The sequence below is a fragment of the Robbsia andropogonis genome (assembly GCF_000970345.1).
GTDB classification, from domain to species: Bacteria; Pseudomonadota; Gammaproteobacteria; order Burkholderiales; family Burkholderiaceae; genus Robbsia; species Robbsia andropogonis.
Genome location: NZ_LAQU01000001.1, coordinates 378,302 through 396,175 on the forward strand (window position 1 = coordinate 378,302; position 17,874 = coordinate 396,175).

Below are 17,874 nucleotides of genomic sequence, written 5' to 3' on the forward strand. Positions count from 1 at the left end.
TATTGAGACATTAGCGGCGCGCCATCCCGACGCGCCAGTGAAAAAAAAACGGCCGACTATAATCGATAGTTATAGCTTCGACAGGGGATCTTGTCAGAATGGCATGTCCGCGCGCATTGCCGGGAAGAGACTGGCAACCCTACGCGCGAACGGCAATCGAGCGTATTGCATGGGCCGATGTGGCACTGCTTCATTGGCGGTCGCGCGCGAGGCAAGCGTGGAATCGCGCTGACGGCATGCAAGCGGGCACCGCATTGGCCCGGATGGGGCTGTGCCGGATTTGCAACGCCGTGGAAAATTGAACTAAGGGAAAGGATGGCAACGGAATACCGGTCCAATGCACAAAGTGGCAGGGGTAATGGTCAGTCAAGGCAGGATGACGCGGGCGGCAATCCACCCAGCGCACGTGTCCTGATCAATCTGCGACAACTCGAGGTACTGCGCGCGGTCATGCGCTACCGGACAACCACGGGAGCCGCCACCGAACTCGGCATGTCGCAGCCTGCCGTCAGCAATGCGATCCGCCTGGCGGAGGCCAAGCTCGGCTTTCCGCTGTTCGACCGCATCAGTAACCGCCTGATTCCCACCTCGGAAGCGAAGATGCTGTTCGACGACGCCGAGCCGTTGTTCCTCGTGCATCAAGCTATCCAACAAAGGCCTGGGACCTGCGAACCGGCCGCGCGGGCGTGATTCGCGTGTTTGCCACCGCGGAGTTGTCGGAATGGCTCGTGCCAAAGACACTCGCGCGGTTTGCCGTCGATCATCCGAAGGTCAAGGTCCATCTGGAAACCATGCGCGTGGATGCGATATTGGAGAGTCTCGATTCCGGCATGGCCGATCTCGGCCTGTCAATGATGCCACCCACGCGGCCGGGCTTGATCAACGAATCGCTCGGCGAATTACGGATCGTCTGCGCAGCACCGCCGGGCGACCCGTTGGAGAAATGCGACATCGTCACGCCCGCCGCGCTGCGCGGCCGCCGATTGATCGGCGCGCCGGCCCGCAGTCCCCTGGGCTTGCTGGTGGAGCGAGCGTTCGAGGCCGACGGCGATTATTTCGTACCGGATATCGAAGTGCGTTTCTCCAATGTGGCCTGTCGCCTGGTGGCGGAGGGACTGGGCGTGTCGCTGACCGATGAACTGTCGGCACTGAGTCAGCCACCAGGCAGCATCGTCGTTCGTCCGTTCCGTTCAGGCATGCCCATCTCGCTGTGCGCGCTGTTGCCGAAAGATCGACCCCGCCAGCGCTTGACCGAAAGCTTCGTCAAACACGCGCGCGAAGTCGTCGGCACGCTACGCGCGCAATCGCATCTGCCGGACTAACCACCCTTTATCGGCGCCACCTCACTGGCTGGCCGACGCCGACGGGCAATCGGCGGCGGCCATTGAGGGTGCGGCAACACACAGTGCCGCGCATCCCCCTGCAACGCGCGGCGGTGTACGCAACGTTTCCTGTCGCGTACACCCTCCCCTCTCGCGCGGGGGGCAATCATGAGGCTCGCTTATAGTCGGCGCCATGCATTTAATAGTGCGATACGCCCGCCGCGCTTCTTCCGATTGCTATGCTGAATAGCGTCAACAACCCGTCTGCCAGCGCTGCCGGCATCAAACGCCGCCATGCCGCAGACGGGCCATGTCAGACGTATGCAAACCAATCGGAACATCATGCTGAAACTCCTCGACGGCGTCCGTGTCATCAGCTTCAACCACTTCCATGCCGGCCCGATGGCCGCGCAAATGCTCGCGGATCTGGGCGCGGACGTGATCGCCGTCGAGCCCATCGATGGGGCGTTTCATCGCAACTGGGCGGTGGCGGATCACTTCGTCGGCACGCAGAGCGTCAACTTGCTGACCACCGGCCGCAACAAGCGCAGCCTGTCGGTCGACATGAAGAGCGCCGAAGGCCGTGCGCTGACGCAACGGCTGGTCAAGGACGCCGACGTGCTGATGGAAAACTTCCGGCCTGGCGCCATGGGCCGTCTGGGCCTCGGCCATGACGCGCTGAAGGCGATCAACCCACGCCTGATCTACGCCAGCGCCAGCGGTTATGGCGGCTCGGGCCCCTACGCGGCCAAGCCTGGCCAGGATCTGCTGTTGCAGGCGCTTTCCGGCCTGGCCGCGCGCACGGGCCGCGCTGATGGTCCCCCCACCGCGGTCGGCCCGGTAGTGGTGGATCAGCATGCCGCCGTGATCTACGTGATGAGCATTCTGGCGGCACTGTTCAACCGCGAGCGCACCGGGGAAGGCCGCCTGGTGGAAGTGAGCCTCCTGCAAGCGGCGATCGATCTGCAAGCCGAATCGTTGACGGCCTGGCTGAATGGCGCACGCAGTGATTCGCCGCGCGGACCGGCGGGCCTGGCAAGCTGGTTCAGCGGCGGCGCGTACGGCATTCACGCCACGGCTGACGGTCACCTCGCCATTTCGATGGCGACGCCACAAGCGCTGGCAAGCGCATTGGAAGAACCCGCCCTCGCCCATATTCCCGATGATGCCGGCTACACGCGCCGTGAAGAGATTGTCCGCCTCGTCAGCGCGCGATTGAAGACCAGGACCACCGCGCAGTGGCTCGCGCAGCTGGCCGATTCCGACGTGTGGCACGGCCCCGTGCAGGACTACGACGACCTGCAGGCCGATCCGCAGTTGACGCACTTGGAAACATTCCAGACCGTGGAAGGCGTGGAAGGCAAGCCGGTGACCTTTGTCATGCACCCGGCGCGCTTCGACGGGCAAGCGCCCGGTGTCGCGCGCGCGCCGCAGCCGCTGGGCGCGCAATCGATGGAGATTCTGACCGAACTGGGCTACGCGCAAAACGACATCGACGACCTGATCGCACGCGGCGTGATCCGCGCCGCCGCGCCTGCCTGAACCTGCTTACCACGAAGACTGACATGATCGATTTTTCCCTTTCCTCCGAAACCCAGATGCTGGTGGATACGGTCCGCAAGTTCGTGACCAACGAAGTGCAGCCGCTGGAAGCGGAAACCGAACATACCGGCGTGATCCCGGCGGACACCTTGCGGGTCGTCCGCGACAAGGCGATGTCGCTGGGTCTGTTCGCCATGAACATGCCGGAGGACGTAGGCGGCGGCGGCTTGTCGCATGTCGACATGTGCTTTGTGGAGGAAGAACTGGGCAAGACGTCCGACGCACTGATCCGCCGTATCTTCGGTCAGGTGTATCCGATGCTGCTGGCCTGCGACGGCGCGCAACGCGACGCATACCTGTTGCCCACCGTGCGTGGCGAGAAGATCTGCGCGATGGCGATCACGGAGCCCGGCGCCGGTTCCGATGCGGCGTCGATCTCGACGGTTGCCACCGAGGACGGTGACGACTTCATCATCAATGGCCGCAAGCATTTCATCAGCGACGGCGACATTGCCGATTACGTTATCGTCATGGCGCTGACGGATAAAGAAAAGCGGGCCCGCGGCGGCATCACGCTGTTCCTGGTGGACAAGGGCACGCCCGGCTTCCACGTGACCGGCAAGCAGCCGATGATGGGCCATCGTGGCTATGGTCATGCGGAACTGGTATTTGAAAACTGCCGCATCCCGAAGGACAAGATCCTCGGCACGCTGGGCAGCGGCTTCAAGTTGATCATGGATAGCGTGGCCGGCATCCGCCTTGGCCACATCGGCGCGCGCGCCTGCGGCATGGCGCAGCGCGTGCTGGAGCTGATGCGCAACCATGCCGCCGAGCGCAAGCAGTTCGGCCAGCCCATCGGCGACTTTCAGATGGTGCAGCAGATGATCGCGGACTCCGCCACGGAAATTTTCGCCACGCGGATGATGGTGATGAACACCGCGTGGGAATTGGACCAAGGCCGTGACGTGCGCGACAAGGTATCCATGGTGAAGCTGTATTCCTCGGAGATGATCGGTCGCGTGGCGGATCGCGGCATCCAGGTATTCGGCGGCATGGGCTTCACAAAGGAAATGCCGCTGGAGCGCATTTATCGCGACAGCCGCGTAACGCGTATCTACGACGGCACATCGGAAATCCATCGCATGCTGATCGCGCGCAGCGTGATCAAGCGCGGCCTGACGTTGTAGGCACGCGCGGCGCCATTGTGCGCAAGCCGGTCCGTGCCCGTTCGGCATGCCTGACTTGTCGCGCCTCATTCACTGACACATGCCTTCCTGCGATGCAAAACGAAACGACCCTGAAAGCCGGAGCGACGATGTCGTTCCGCAAGACGATGACCGTGGCCGAACAAGCGTTCTTCACGGGGATAAGCGGTAACCTCGCACCGCTGCACGTCGATGCCGCCGCCGCGCGTGAAGCGGGCTTTACAAATATGCTGAGTTTCGAGATGGCTGTGCTGGCCCTGGCATCGACGTGCCTGAACCGAATAGCCGGCAAGGCCTGGCGCCTTGGCAAGCTCGACCTGGCATTCGACGCGCCGGTGGTCGTGGGCAGCACGATCGAGGCCATTGCCACGGTGACCGGGGTCGCCGCAACCGCGCTGACGTTCGACGTGCGTTGCGTGATCGACACCGAAGACGGCGGCAGGCAAGTGATTGGCGGCACGGCGGCCATGCTGCCGCTGGTCGGTTGATCAGGGGAACGCGATGTACGACATCAAACCATTCGACACGCTGCACGTGGGCGACGAGGTCTCCCTGTGCAAGACCATCACCGAAGCCGATGGTGCCTTGTATGAAGCGGCCACCGGTGATTTCGGGCCGGTGCATATCGATGAAGGGTATGCCGGCAAGACCCGATTCGGCCGGCGTCTGGCACCGGGCATTCTGGTGGCCGGTATCTGTACCAGCGTGTTGACGGCAGAGTTGGTTGGCACCTTGGGGGTATCGATCGAGGATCGTTTCTGGTTTACCGGACCGGTATTCTACGGCGATACGCTACGCTTTCGCGTCTGGATCGCAGCGATGCAATCGGAGACACGGACCGCCGTGTGGCACGCCAGCGCGACAAACGAGGAAGGCACGGAAGTCCTGAAGGCCGAAGCCACGCTGAAGTTTCCGCGGGTCAAGCCAAAACCAGTGGAGCAGACACAGTGAAGTTTCCCGTCGATCGCCTGCCCGCCAATGCCGCGGGTCCGTACATCCATATCGTCCGCGTCGATATCGCGCCTGAACAGGAAGCGGCGTTCAATCGCTGGTATGACGAAGTGCATCTGCCCGCGATCCTGTCGTGCCCAGGCTGGTTGACGGGCAGCCGCTACAAGGCCATCGACGACGGCCCGGCCTACGCGGCGGTCTATACGATCGCAGGCGACTGGGTCTATGACACGCCGGAATTCGAGGCCGTGAAGGGATTCATGGCATTCACGCCTTTCGTCTCGCATTTCACACGGCTGCGCCTGGCGCCATTGGCACCGACCGGCGCGCCGCCTGAGTCGACCAATGGGCCGGCCTAAACCTTGATCAGCGCAAGCCAGCGCTCGAACAACGCCGGCCATAGCGTCTGTTCGGTGCCGGGTCGCCCCAGGCTCCAGCCATGGCCACCCGACTGGAACAGATGCATATCCACGGGGCGACCGGCCGCGCGCATTGCGGCGTACATCAGCAGACTGTTGTCCACCGGCGCAATCGGATCGTCGGTCGCCTGCGCGAGAAAGATCGGCGGCGTGTTGGCATCCACATGCCGATCGACCGACAACGCCGCAGCTGCCTCGCTCTGCGCCGCATCGGGGATGTCGCTGTTTGCCACGCTTGGATGGCCGCGTCGGTTGGCATGCCCGTCGGCATGCGCGGGTAAGGCCGGGACGTCACCCCCGTCGTCGCGACCGAGCAGCGATCGTCGCGTGCGGGTACGATCGAACGGCGGCATCAGCGTCAATACCGGGTATATCAGGGCTGCAAACATCGCCCCGGATGGCAGCGCGTCCACCGCATCCATCGGCGCATAGCGCGCGATGCCGGGTGTGACGGCGGTCGTCCCCGCCAAATGGCCGCCGGCTGAAAACCCCATCACTCCGACACGGCTTGGATCGACATGCCAGGCCTGGGCGTTGGCGCGAATGACGCGCATGGCCCGTTGCCCATCCTGCAACGGCGCCAGGCGATCCCAGCCCGGCCGCGGCAGTCGATAGATCAGCTCACACGCGGTGATACCGATCGACTGCAACCAACGGCACGCGGGGGTACTCTCATGGCCGCATTCGATCTGGGCATAGCCGCCTCCGGCAATTACCAGGACCGCCATGCCAGTGCGCCGCGCCGGATCGGCCAGATAGACACGCAACCGCGGTTGCGAGACGTTACGCACCGCGCCGCTTGCACTGACGCGCTCCGCACCCATCGCGGCCAACCGCGCGGCATCTCGTACACCGGGGATGCGTCCTGCCGGCCATAGCGCCACGACACTTGCCTCGCCCGGCGTGGCGTCGGCCGATGCCGACCGGGACTGCCTGGCGGACGTATCGCCCGCCTCTATCGCGTCCGCAGCCGCACGCGCGGTCCATCCCGCGCCAGCAAGTGTGAGCGGTACACCGAACACCGCACGCCCAACCAAAGACCGGCGGGTCGCGTCCGGTTGCTTTTCGAGTGGCGTTATCGCAATCCCTTCTTGCGATAGCGCACCGGACGCGTGTTCAACGAGCGGCGATACGCCATTACCGCCTGCTCGCGACGCCGCCGCTCCCTCGGGTTGCCCTGCATGATCCTCTTCGTCCTCGTGGCGATCATGCCGCGAGTCGTCTACCGGCTGCCTCAACCTGCTCTCCTGCATTGCATTGACTTGTCACACGCCCATCAAGACGCTTGTTCCCAGAGGTTCGCCCCCGGTGCTTTCAGTTTGTACCGGCCGATCCAATGGCGATACCCGGTGCTGTAGTTTCGATTACCTTACACCAAGCAAAAATCGCCATTGTGACAGCCTGTGGCAAACGAACAAGTCATGCAGCTGTATCGCCGCGCTGCCGAAGCGCGGGCGCAACGGCCATGCGGCGGCGTTGTGTGCGGTCACCAAGGCAGTGACATCGATCACGTCGTCAAAGTCGGGCAGGCGGTGCGCGTCCAAGGAAGCCGCGAACCGAGCGTGCTCAGGTGAGAGACTGCTCGAATTCGAGCAGCGTCCGCGTCGCCTCACGGACAGCCGGCATGTCCGCCGCGTCGGTGTTGGAGAGCAGCGGCAGCATCGGCCCCATGTCGGCGATGCCGCTGACCGTGACCGCGTCGTGCAGCACCCGGATCAGCGATATCCGGTCACGCAACGTCTCCAGCGGCATGAAACGGGCATGCAGTGCGTAGGCCTCGTCGAGCCTGTTCGCCTTGACCGCGTCGAACAGACGCATCACGGCACGCGGCGCGATACAGCCGGAACCGGTCGTCCACGCCGCCAGGCCATACGCGTTGACATGAGTAATCGCCGGACGCTCGCCCATGCCGCTGACCAGCTTTTCGAGGCACGCCGATCCGGCAAGGCGATCGATCAAGGCGCGCAAATACGGGTCGTTTTCCGGCTGCTCGCGGACAATCGCGTATTTCACCGCCGCCAGCACACCTTGCTCGACGAGCCGCGCCAGCGTATCCAGGTCCAGATACGCTTCGTGCTTGATATACAACGTCAGCGGGAAACCTGCCAGCTCGGCAATATGCGACAACCCGTCGTAGACCCCCGACGGAGTGGTAAAACCCGCCATCGGCAGTACCATCGCGGTGCGATAGTCCCGTTCCCGGAGCATTCGCGCCTGATCGCGCATCTTGCCGTAATCGGCGCCGATGGCCGGAATCACACGCATCCCCGCATCGGACTGCTCCGCCAGCATATCAAGCAGCGTCCCGTATTCGCTGATGGGCACGTGGTAGAGGTTGGCGTTGCCGCCATACAGCAAGGTGCGCACACCGCCCTGCGCGATGTGCGCCATCAAGCGCCGGTTCTGCACCGGGTCCAGGGAGAAATCCGCGCGACGCGCCAGCGGGGGCACCGCCATCACGGTCGCGCCCAATTCCTCGGGAAGAAACGCATCGGTTCGCATCGTCACTCCAGGCGGGCCAAGGACGTCGCACCGGCACCGCGCGGGCGGTATCAGACGTGACGACCAAGTTGTCAAACAACTTTACCTATCCGCACTGTAGCGCATTTTGCCTGGTGCCGGCAAAGGCCGTCTAGGTGCCGAACATGCGGACAACGGCGTGTTCAAGGTGATGGCGCATTGCAACAGACGCAGCCTCGGCATCTCGTGCATCGATTGCGGCCACGATTTCCGCATGCTCCGCCTGCACTTCGCGACGCCGCGCCGCCGTCTTGATCAACGACAGGTTACGCGACAGGTTCATGCTGAACAGCACTTGCTCGTGCAAAAAGCCCAACACGGTGACGAAATAGGGATTCATCGATGCTCGTGCAATGGCGGCATGAAAAGCGAAATCCTCGTCGGCGCCGATTCCGCCAGTCTCGATCACCCGCATCAATGCGTGATTCGCCTGATGCACTCCCTCACGCTCCATCTCGCCGGCATCAGTTGCCGCCAGGGCCGCAGCCCCTGCTTCGGCGACGATCCGGAAGTCGTAGCAACGGCGAATATCCGACAACGTCTCCAGCGGCGCGAAACGGCGCACATCCGGGTCCGGACGATGCGCCACTGTTGTGCCGGAACCGTGACGCGTCTGAATAATGCCATCGGCGCGCAATCGCGCCAGCGCTTCGCGCACTGTCGGCCGCGACGTCTGGAATGCGTCCGCCAGTTGGTGTTCCGAGGGAAGACGGCTGCCCTGCGGGTAGATGCCATCTAGAATCTGACCGAGCAATGCACCGTAGATACGGTCCGGCATCCCGCTTGGGCGCACGTCCGCAGGCCCCCGTGGCATCGGCGGTGCTTCCGCCTTCAGCAAGGTGAGCGCGTCGTATTCTTTATCCATCACGTTGTTTCACTGTCCTTTCATCAAGCCATCGGCATCCGACAAATCCACCGGTTTTTTAGAGATGCCACAGCCCTTACACTGACGTTCCGCAACTGCCGGGCAATGCCATTGCCTTGCCCGGCAACGCACCTCACGTTCGCGTCTTTATCGGCACATGTCAACCCTGACACCTCCCTCCTGGCTTACCACCGTCACGTTCTGCGGCCTCACGCCGCTTCAATGGACCAGTGCGGTAATCATTGCCGCCGTTACTTATCCCGTGCTCGACGGCTTGCGACGCTGGGCCATGTGCAAATTGTCTGCCGCGGCGTCAAGGACGGCACGGGAAGACGGGCCACATGAAACAGATGGGGCGCCGATAGCCGCCACGAGCGAACCAAAGGCGCGGTTGTCACTGACGGACATCGTCGTCGCCTTGCTGGACGATACGCGGAGACCGATGATGATGGCGGTTGCCGTGCTGACCGGGCTGAGCGCCGTGGCCACATCACAGGGCGACATCGCCAACGGGGTGCTGACCTGGGCGCAGCGCGGATGGCAGACCGTTATCCTGTTGCAATGCGCGCTATGGGCCAGTCGCGCGGTGGGTCTTTTAAGCCATCGCTACCTCGAACGGCATCGAACGCAGCGCGCCGCACTTGCCCTCGCCGCGGCGCAGGCGGCGGCGAGGGCAACCGATTCACGGACCCTTGGACCTGACGGCGCGCGGACCGCATCCGTCACGCCACAACCATCGATCGGCCTCGACAGCGACGACGGCATCAACCCCGTCATCGTCCGCGTGCTTGCCTGGTCCGTGCGCACCGTGATGTGGGCGCTTTTCCTGCTTTCCCTGATGGCACAGGGTGGCGTAAACATCACCGCCTTTGTCGCAAGCCTGAGCATTGGCGCGGCCGCGATCGGCTTTGCCGTGCATGGTGTGCTGAGCGACCTGTTCGCTTCGCTCGCGATCGGCCTGGACAAGCCGTTTCGCATTGGGGACTTCATCGCGTTCGGCGATGTCAGTGGCACCATCGAACAGGTGGGCATGAAGACCACGCGCATCCGCAGCTTGCGCGGTGAAGAAATCATTTGCGGCAATACCGAGTTGCTCCGCCAGCAAATCCACAACTTCCAGCGCATGCAGACACGACGCATCGTTTTCCGCTTCGGTCTGGCCTACGCGACACCCGCCACAGGTCTGCGCGCGGTACCCGCCATGGTGGAGCAGGCATTTGCACAGATTCCGCACACGCGCTGTGATCGTGTCCATTTCGCCGCCTTTGCCGAGCGCGGCCTGGAATTCGAAGTCGTCTACTACGTGACGCGCCCCGACTATGCGACCTACATGGATTGCCAACAGGCGCTGAACCTCGCCATCGTCGATGGGCTCGCGGCGTTCGGCATTGCATTCGCACAACCGATACGCGAGATACGGATGGTCGATGCGGCCATCAACGTGCCACGATCCCCGACGTCCGATCAACTGCCTGCCACAGCGATGTGAACAACCGTGGGCCCGCGACGATCACCCGATTGCCGCGACGCAAGCCGTCACCGGCAAGGAAATCCTCCGCGATACCCCCGGCTTCCCGTACAAGCACAAGGCCCGCCATGCAGTCCCAGGGATGCATGAAAGGCTCGTAATAGCCGATCAACCGGCCCGCCGCAACATAAGCGATCATCAGCGCCCCGGACCCGTTACGAATGAACATGCCGCCTTCAGCCAACAACGTGTCCAGAAACGGCACGACTGTCGAGGCCGGCACTTTGTGCGAATAGCCCAGGCCGAGCGGCCCGTCGCGAAACGACGCCGCATGATGCGCCAGTAAACGTTTCTCGACGGGCACGCCGTTCGGGCCGGTTGTCGAAAGCCAGGCACCCGCACCGTCCATCGCGTGGAAGAGCTCATCAGTGTTGGGATCGTAGACCGCGCCGATGCGCGGCACGCCATCGATGACCACGCCGATCGAGATGCACCAGACCGGCATGCCCTGCAAGAAACAGGTCGTTCCGTCGATCGGATCGACTACCCAGAGCGCGCTTTGGCTGGCGCCAGTCAGGCCGTCCTGTCCCATCTCGACACCCGCGCCGGCATCGGGTGCGGCTTTGTCAGCCTGACCGCCCGCGACATGGCCCAAGGAGGAAACGGCCGCTCTCTGTTCGGACGCACTTTCCTCACCCAGGAATGCATCGTCGGGGAAGGCGTTCGCAATACCGGCGCGGATGAATTGCTCCACATCACGATCGGCGCGACTGACCACGTCTTGCAGACCCTTGTGCTCTATCTGCAATGTGTCACGCTCCCGGAAGAAGGCCAGCGCGAGGCGTCCCGCCGAACGCGCCAGCGTACATGCAAGCGCGTGGCGTGCCACGATGTCCGGTGTCGTGACAGACGCACCGGTAGGATCGGAAGTAGGCAAGTGCCGCGATACGTCAGTCATCAGGCAGGAATCCCGTTATCGCTTTCACGATTAAAAAAACAACGAAGGCGATGGGTGGCGTGGATCACACCGCCTCGATTATCCATCACGCTCCCACAAAACACCGCGTTTGCCACACCCACGACAGGATTTGGCGCACAGGTGCCCTGGCACTTCACGACGCCTGCATCGATCGGCCTTTACACCGTGCAGGCACCGTTCCACAACCGTCCACGACTCTTCTTATCCGGCAGCCGACCAATGCGTCTCGCCATGCCACGACCGCTTTTTTAGATGCCTCCTGCCGAATGCCAAAACTTTCCCTATAATCGAAATACCGGGCAATGAATTTTCTTAAATTTCGCCGGTTAAAACAAGGAACGGGCTGTAACGCCGTTCGACAATGTAGCCTATAACAAGACTTCCACACGCCACGCCGTGCCGGCGCCTCAGGGTTCCGGCCTGGTTCATGCCGTACCCGTGCATGATCGACATTTTCCTTCCAACCGTCCTGACCAAGTAGGTTCTCCGTGCCAGAAAAACGAGAACAGATATTGCGAGCAGCGACGACGCTGTTCGGCAAGCATGGCTATCATGCAGTCGGCATCGACTGGATCATCGCTGAATCCAAAGTGTCGAAGATGACGATGTATCGCCATTTCCCGTCCAAGGGCGATCTGGTGGTGGCCGTCTTGAAAACCTGCCAATACCGCGATGCCGAATCGCTCGAACGCTATGTAACGGCTGTCCAGGAGCCGGTGGAACGCCTGAAGCGCGTATTCGACTGGCACCGTGACTGGTTCAACAGTGAGGGATTCACCGGATCGATGTTCGCCCACGCGGCGTACGAGTTCTCCGACAAGGGAACGCAGATCCATCGAATCAATGTCGAACAGAAGTCGCATTTGACCTGCTTTATCGCCGATATCCTCTCCGATATCATCGACCCGCAAAAAGCGCAGGACGTGGCGCCCATTCTCGTGATGCTGCTGGACGGCGCCACGCTGGGCGTACAGGTATTCGGAGCCGCTCGCGCGCGTTGCGATGTCTGGGAGGCGGCCTGTGAGCTGGCCGGTATCCATGCGGTAGAGCGTTCGTGGTAGCGGGCTTTCCGCGTATCGGCGCCAGAAGAGGCCGAGTCTGAAACGGCACCGATCCTGCCGGATTCGAACAAGATCGGTCACCTGCTGCCCCCGTCGTTTCCCGGCACGAAAGGGGATAACGGCGCGTGACCGTTCGGTTTCAGGAGATCGGTGTACTACGACACATTCGCGATTTCCGGAATGGCATTGAACGCCGGCTTCGCGAACAGGAAGCCCTGCATCAGGGTCACGCCGTGACGCGCCAGGAAGTCCCGCTCGCCCGCCGTTTCGATACCTTCGGCAATGACCCGAACCCCCAGGTCGCGGCATATTTGCAGCACCCCGCAAACAATCCGTTGCCTGACAGTATCCTGATCGATATGCCGCACGAGCGCCATGTCGAGCTTGATGAGATCCGGCTGAAAATCGGCGAGCAGGGTCAGCCCCGAATAACCGGCACCAAAATCATCGATGGCTGTTTGAAAACCAAACGATTGATACGCGCGGAAGATCTCGACGAGATGACGACGGCTGATGACGTTCTCGGCCTCCACCGTCTCAAAAATAACCCGCTCCAGTGGAAAACCATGCTTCTTAGCCGCCTCGAACGTGCTGCGAATGCACGCCGCCGGTTGATAGACCGCGTTCGGCATGAAATTGATCGACAGGAAACTTTGCATGCCCAAGGCCGCCGCCTGCGCAATGGCGTTCGTGCGGCACTGCTGGTCGAACTGGTAGCGATTCTCGTCGCGTATCTGCAACAGAACGGATTCCGCCGGCTCTCCGTGAGGCCCTCGGACCAGCGCCTCATGCGCATAGGCCATCCCCGTCGTCAGATCGACGATCGGCTGGAAGGCAAAGGCCATCTCGATGGGTACGGCCTCGGGTGAATGACACCCTTCACAACGGTCCGGCGGCCCGTATACGGGCGTTTCGTCACGGATTTCAATCATGAGCAGCAATTCGGTAGCGATCAAACAGGTAGGCCGGAAACGCGTGATGGCGTCCGCGAGGAATGACGATCGACCAGCAATCTCGTCCCGCAAAGGCACGCTGTCAGTCACTTTACCCTGTTGCCAGACTTCATGACATATCCCCGGACCAACCTGACGATGGGCATCGCCAGGCGTTTCGATGCCAAAGTACATGCACGATACGCGCAATGGCATTTTCGCGATCAGGCACAGGCCTGTACCGGTTAAAGATGCCCGCGCATCCGGCCCTCGCCGGAGCCCGTGGGCGTCGTCTCACCGAATCAATGCGCGGACGTGGCAGCCGATGGTTGCGGATTACCAGGACAAGCCGGATCGCTCCCCCAGTGACCGTTACAGACCTGCCAGCGACACACCTCACCGTTAAAGAAACCCTTGCTGCGGCACGCCTCCACCTTCGCGGCAAGGCTGCCCGCGACAGGTTTTGCCGACCCGTGCGACTTGGCCGACACCGCGCCTTTCGATGTCGCAACAGGCGAGCCCTTCGCATCGGTCGCATTCGTGTGCTTGAAGAGCGCCGCGAGAATATCGGCATCCGGGTCCTCACTCTTTGCGGCTGGCGCCGCTTGCGTGGGATCGTTCGCCCGTTCCCGCGCCCGCTCCTCCCGCTCCGCGAGCAAGCGCTCATGCCGCGTCATTTTCTTTTCGGCGCGCTTTGCCTTGGCATCGGCCGCACCCGAAGGGGCTGTCGTTTCACGCCGCTTATCAGGCGTATCGTTTTTCTCGGCCAGCGCCTTTACGGGATCTTCCTGCTGTGCCGCCAATGCAGGCGGCGTCACTCTCGAATCAGTTGCAGGTTGTCCCGACGTGTCATTGACGATCGTTGCCGACTGAGTCGGCGGCGGACTCCCCCCCGCTGCGTTATTGGTCCCTTGCATCCGTGCGGTGCCTGAAGGGGGCGGATGCTCCTCGCCCTGCTGCGCCCGCACGGCCGAGCCATCCGCTGTACCGGAAGACACGCGTGCATCGGTGAGCGGTTCGTCACGATTCACACGCTGCTGCGAGCGCCACACACCGCCCGCCACCACGACCAATGCCAGTAACGCGACGACGCCGATCCAGGTCCCCTTACGCGCGCCACGTGGCCCTACCGGCGCGGCCTTGGCCCCGCCTTTGACCGCCTTCGCCCCTTTCCCGTCCAGACCCGCCAGAATACGGGGCTCCGCGCCAGCCGGCTTCGGTGCGGTGGACGATGATGCGGCTCCGCCAACCAGACTCGGCGGCTGCTTGGGCGGCGTTACTCCGTTTCCGTCGCTCATCCTCTCTCTTCGATTCTTTTCGTTCATCAATACCGGCGCAATGGCGACGCATGCACAACCGATCAATCCAATTTTCACGTCATATGTCTAAGCAACCATATGAGCGTATACGCGTAATGCAGACCGACCTTTCTAATCCATATTTTACGACAGCCTTCTAACCCTCACCGCGCATTTGCCTATCCATTTACCAAGAACCATGGAACGTCGATCATCGCTCCGTTCACGCTTTCATAAAAAATACGACAAATAGCATGCATGCGGTCGCTAAGACGTCTGGCAATCTTTTCATAAGGCACGGCGGCATGCGAACATGTCGGAGGATTTTAATGCACATCGCTCAGGATTAGAAATGCTTCGCCACACCATGTGTAACACCTCCTTTCGAAAGCATCTAAGATCGTGATTTTTTTCGCTTTGTCGGGTTATTTTCTTGCCGCGGTGGGCATTGCTATTCTGGTATTTCTTCCCGATGCACGTGCGCAGGCGGTAGAACATACCGCACGGGCATTTCGACGTATTACCGGCACACTTGGTACTGTTGCGTCCCATGGGGAAAAAGGCTTAACGCATTCGGCGCGTGCGGCTGCATCGACATCGGCTCGATTCCGGGATATGCTAGTTCGCCGTCGTTTGTTACTACTCATTTCGATAGGAACACTCGCCACGCCGCCATTAATTGCATTATCCCTCCGTGGCAAACAGCAGATATTCCAGTTTTCGGACACGACAGACGTGTCCGATGCGAAGATTGATGCCTTGTTGCACGGAGAACAATTGGTACCGCCGCCGGCGCCGCCGCCGGAAGTCTTCACGACGCGGGAAGTAGAGCAGATCCGGCCGCAAATTCGCAATGCCAGCCGCGATTGGAGCCTGCTGGATGCGGACTTCCGGACGCGGTTGTTACTGGTCTACAAGTTGATGGCGGAGCGATATGGCTATCAGATGGTGTTGCTGGAGGGCTATCGCAGCCCTGATCGACAAGCCAGCCTGGCGTCATCGGGGAATCAGGTGACACAGGCAGGGGCGAATCGCAGTTATCACCAATATGGGTTAGCAGCGGATAACGCCTTCTTGCGCGATGGCAAGGTCGTGATCTCGGAAAAAGATCCGTGGGCCATGCGGGGGTATGCGTTGTACGGCAAGACTGCCGCGGAGGTGGGACTGGTCTGGGGCGGGGACTGGTCGTTCCATGATTACGGACACGTCGAGTATCACAAACCAGGATTCAAGATGGGGGTATCAAAACCTTTGAATCCGTTGGAGTAGGCCGGTCGGCCGGGGCATCGACGGACGTCACGCCCCCGCACTGCCAGTGTTGCCATTTTGTAGACGACTGTAGAGAATAACAAAGCATGATACGGCCACGCATCGCCCTCGGGGACCGGCCAGACCGTAGCGGCGCACGCGGCGCCGTTCGCAGGCGGGGATGGAGAACGCATCAAGGCACGACACGGCGCTTCGCCGTCGGCGTGTCGTGCCGTGTCATCAGCCGCGTCGCGCGCCTGCGGGGTTAAGCGCCATGCAGACGCTCCCCATCAAACAGATCCTCAAAACGTTGCTGTCGATCTTCGCGGTTTTCGCGCTGGTCTGGATGGCCGTGATCGCGTGGTGGAAGCATGGCAATCGCGTGCCATCGACGCGCGACATCACCGACTACCTCGTGCTCATGCCGTCGGTCATCGTCATTGCCTACACGCTCCTGGGCCGCATGATCGGCAGCATCAAGCACACGTTGCAAACACCCGGCGCGGCGCCGCAGGGAGGCAGCATCGATACGGCACCCCAACCCGAGACCTCCGGCAACAAGGTCACGCCACGACCGGCGCCATCCGCGGCGTTCCGCCATGCCATCATGCGTAGCCCGCTCGGGACCAAGGCAGGACTGATCAAGGCCCAGTTGAAGCAGGGCAAAACGGCGCCGCTCGATCCCACGCTGCTAAACCAGGCCGGGTATCCGCGCCGTGTCGCTCGTATATCGGATCTGCCGTCGACGGCGCTGGCCGATACGCGCCTGCGCCTGGAAGCCGGTGGCGCTTCCCTTGGCGGCCTGCCGCCCTCCCTGGCGGACGGTACGCTGCGCGCGGTCACCTTGCTGCTCGACGTCTGCCGGGACGCGTTCCTGCAACTGCATCAAGCATGTGCCGATAGTCTTGCGGCAACCTCGCATTCCGATACAGTGCGTCCGGTCCGGTCGTTCGCAGTCGAACTTATCGCCATCGCGCCAGCGGATTGGTCATCCGCGCTGACGCAGCAGACCATCCGGGCACTCCAGCAGATGCACGAAGAGGTCGCCGCCCAGCATGGTGTTGCCTCGACGGTCGCGATGCAGATCCACGCCAGCACCGCTACCAGCAGCGACGATGCCTATCGCGTCGTCGCGGATGCGATCGACCGGCTGCACCGCACACCGCCTCCGGTTCACGACGCCGCATCGCATGGCATCGGACACACCATGCCGCCGGCCGTGGTCATCATCGCCGCGACGCATTCGTCGATATACGATGCCCCCGGAAGCGAGACGGCGACGGCAGGCGAAGCGGCCGTTGCGATCGTTCTAGGCGCGATGCCGGAGGTACATGCGGCATCGGCCGGGCCGGATCGCTTGCCTGGGGAAATGCCGTCGCGCGAGCCGGGAGCAAGCAGGCCATCAGGCACTGCGCACCCGTATCTCGACGAGCCCGACGTGATCATCAGCGCGCCCGGGTTTGCCGAGCATGATGTCCTTCCCACGCGCGATGCCGAGACCGAAGGCAACGACAATCACGATGGCAACCGCCCGCCACCAAGTTGGGAAGCGCTGACGCACGAGACATTGCGTGCATCGGCCACGTCCGCCGAGACGATGGGCGCGCTGTTTTCCGATGTCGGCGCTACTGGGCCCGAATCGATAAAGATGTCCCAGTTCTGGGCGCAGGCAGTCGCGCATCTGGCGGCACGGCGCGACTGCTTCGCCATCCGTGGCGCGTGCGGCGAGACCGGTGCGGCCGGCGCATTGCTGAGTGTCGCGCTGGCCGCCGCCGACACCGCCGAGCATGGTCATCCAGCGCTCGCAATGACGCTTTCCGAGCGGCAAGCCCTGGCGATGCTCGTGACGCGTGCTGGTGTCCCCCCCACCGACCGGCGCATTGCATCGCCCCCGGACACATCCGAACAGTCCGCTTCCAGCGGCACGCCGACCCACCCCAACATACCAGCCGATTCACAAACGCATGTGCAACCCTTAGCCGCCTGATCCGCCGAAAGTGCCGTACCCCGATGCGAATGGTGCGACACCTTCCGCCTCTATTGGCCCGTAAGACATCCAAGAAC

The 17,874-nt window shown here is 62.3% G+C and carries 17 protein-coding genes; 11 read left to right on the top strand and 6 right to left on the bottom strand.

Features of this window, described 5'->3' with window-relative positions; translation table 11 throughout:
* Positions 1-90 precede the first annotated feature (90 nt).
* The 7 genes from WM40_RS01665 (at position 91) to WM40_RS01695 (ending at position 5,379) form a co-directional block, all read left to right on the top strand.
* Entirely contained in the window at positions 91-690 is a 600-nt protein-coding gene (locus WM40_RS01665) for a LysR family transcriptional regulator (RefSeq protein WP_157685666.1), read from the top strand.
* 38 nt (positions 691-728) lie between these two features.
* Positions 729-1,322, top strand: coding sequence for a LysR substrate-binding domain-containing protein (locus WM40_RS01670; RefSeq protein WP_236693336.1), 594 nt, complete (start codon positions 729-731; stop codon positions 1,320-1,322).
* Between the two features lie 342 nt (positions 1,323-1,664).
* Positions 1,665-2,864 carry a CaiB/BaiF CoA transferase family protein gene (locus tag WM40_RS01675; protein WP_201779105.1) on the top strand — a complete coding sequence of 400 codons (1,200 nt, stop codon included), beginning with the start codon at positions 1,665-1,667 and terminating at the stop codon, positions 2,862-2,864.
* A gap of 23 nt (positions 2,865-2,887) precedes the next feature.
* Positions 2,888-4,051 (top strand): acyl-CoA dehydrogenase family protein, encoded by a 1,164-nt coding sequence (locus tag WM40_RS01680; protein ID WP_036012837.1) that lies wholly within the window; start codon positions 2,888-2,890, stop codon positions 4,049-4,051.
* Positions 4,052-4,143: 92 nt separating this feature from the next.
* Positions 4,144-4,557 carry a MaoC/PaaZ C-terminal domain-containing protein gene (locus tag WM40_RS01685; RefSeq protein ID WP_024905536.1) on the top strand — a complete coding sequence of 138 codons (414 nt, stop codon included), beginning with the start codon at positions 4,144-4,146 and terminating at the stop codon, positions 4,555-4,557.
* Between the two features lie 13 nt (positions 4,558-4,570).
* Complete coding sequence (locus tag WM40_RS01690; protein WP_024905537.1) at positions 4,571-5,020, top strand: MaoC/PaaZ C-terminal domain-containing protein; 450 nt, start codon at positions 4,571-4,573, stop codon at positions 5,018-5,020.
* Positions 5,017-5,379, top strand: a complete 363-nt coding sequence (locus tag WM40_RS01695) for a DUF4286 family protein (RefSeq protein ID WP_024905538.1) — start codon at positions 5,017-5,019, stop codon at positions 5,377-5,379. Before WM40_RS01690 ends, WM40_RS01695 begins: the two co-directional genes overlap by 4 nt.
* Here the strand turns inward: WM40_RS01695 and WM40_RS01700 are convergent.
* The 3 genes from WM40_RS01700 to WM40_RS01715 form a co-directional block, all read right to left on the bottom strand.
* Complete coding sequence (locus WM40_RS01700; RefSeq protein ID WP_046152029.1) at positions 5,376-6,518, bottom strand: alpha/beta hydrolase; 1,143 nt, start codon at positions 6,516-6,518, stop codon at positions 5,376-5,378. The two genes, WM40_RS01695 and WM40_RS01700, sit on opposite strands and share 4 nt — an antisense overlap.
* 487 nt (positions 6,519-7,005) lie before the next feature.
* Entirely contained in the window at positions 7,006-7,941 is a 936-nt protein-coding gene (locus WM40_RS01710; RefSeq protein ID WP_046151934.1) for a dihydrodipicolinate synthase family protein, read from the bottom strand.
* 130 nt (positions 7,942-8,071) lie between these two features.
* Complete coding sequence (locus WM40_RS01715; protein WP_036012851.1) at positions 8,072-8,773, bottom strand: FadR/GntR family transcriptional regulator; 702 nt, start codon at positions 8,771-8,773, stop codon at positions 8,072-8,074.
* A 208-nt stretch (positions 8,774-8,981) separates the two neighbouring features.
* On the opposite strand from WM40_RS01715, the gene WM40_RS01720 reads away from it, so the two are divergent.
* On the top strand, positions 8,982-10,313 hold the full coding sequence (locus WM40_RS01720; RefSeq protein WP_052738119.1) for a mechanosensitive ion channel family protein: 1,332 nt from the start codon (positions 8,982-8,984) through the stop codon (positions 10,311-10,313).
* Here the strand turns inward: WM40_RS01720 and WM40_RS01725 are convergent.
* Positions 10,261-11,250 carry an inositol monophosphatase family protein gene (locus tag WM40_RS01725; RefSeq protein ID WP_046151935.1) on the bottom strand — a complete coding sequence of 330 codons (990 nt, stop codon included), beginning with the start codon at positions 11,248-11,250 and terminating at the stop codon, positions 10,261-10,263. The two genes, WM40_RS01720 and WM40_RS01725, sit on opposite strands and share 53 nt — an antisense overlap.
* Positions 11,251-11,783: 533 nt before the next feature.
* Between WM40_RS01725 and WM40_RS01735 the strand changes: the two genes are divergently transcribed.
* Positions 11,784-12,332: a TetR/AcrR family transcriptional regulator gene (locus WM40_RS01735; protein WP_201779107.1), complete on the top strand. Its 549-nt coding sequence runs from the start codon at positions 11,784-11,786 to the stop codon at positions 12,330-12,332.
* A 155-nt stretch (positions 12,333-12,487) separates the two neighbouring features.
* On the opposite strand, the gene WM40_RS01740 is transcribed toward WM40_RS01735, so the two are convergent.
* Both WM40_RS01740 and WM40_RS01745 read right to left on the bottom strand, forming a co-directional pair.
* On the bottom strand, positions 12,488-13,264 hold the full coding sequence (locus tag WM40_RS01740; protein WP_024905546.1) for an EAL domain-containing protein: 777 nt from the start codon (positions 13,262-13,264) through the stop codon (positions 12,488-12,490).
* Between the two features lie 302 nt (positions 13,265-13,566).
* On the bottom strand, positions 13,567-14,562 hold the full coding sequence (locus WM40_RS01745) for a hypothetical protein (protein WP_046151937.1): 996 nt from the start codon (positions 14,560-14,562) through the stop codon (positions 13,567-13,569).
* A 402-nt stretch (positions 14,563-14,964) separates the two neighbouring features.
* Between WM40_RS01745 and WM40_RS01750 the strand changes: the two genes are divergently transcribed.
* Positions 14,965-15,831 (top strand): M15 family metallopeptidase, encoded by an 867-nt coding sequence (locus tag WM40_RS01750; protein WP_024905548.1) that lies wholly within the window; start codon positions 14,965-14,967, stop codon positions 15,829-15,831.
* Between the two features lie 253 nt (positions 15,832-16,084).
* Positions 16,085-17,797: a hypothetical protein gene (locus WM40_RS01755; protein WP_046151938.1), complete on the top strand. Its 1,713-nt coding sequence runs from the start codon at positions 16,085-16,087 to the stop codon at positions 17,795-17,797.
* Positions 17,798-17,874 lie beyond the last annotated feature (77 nt).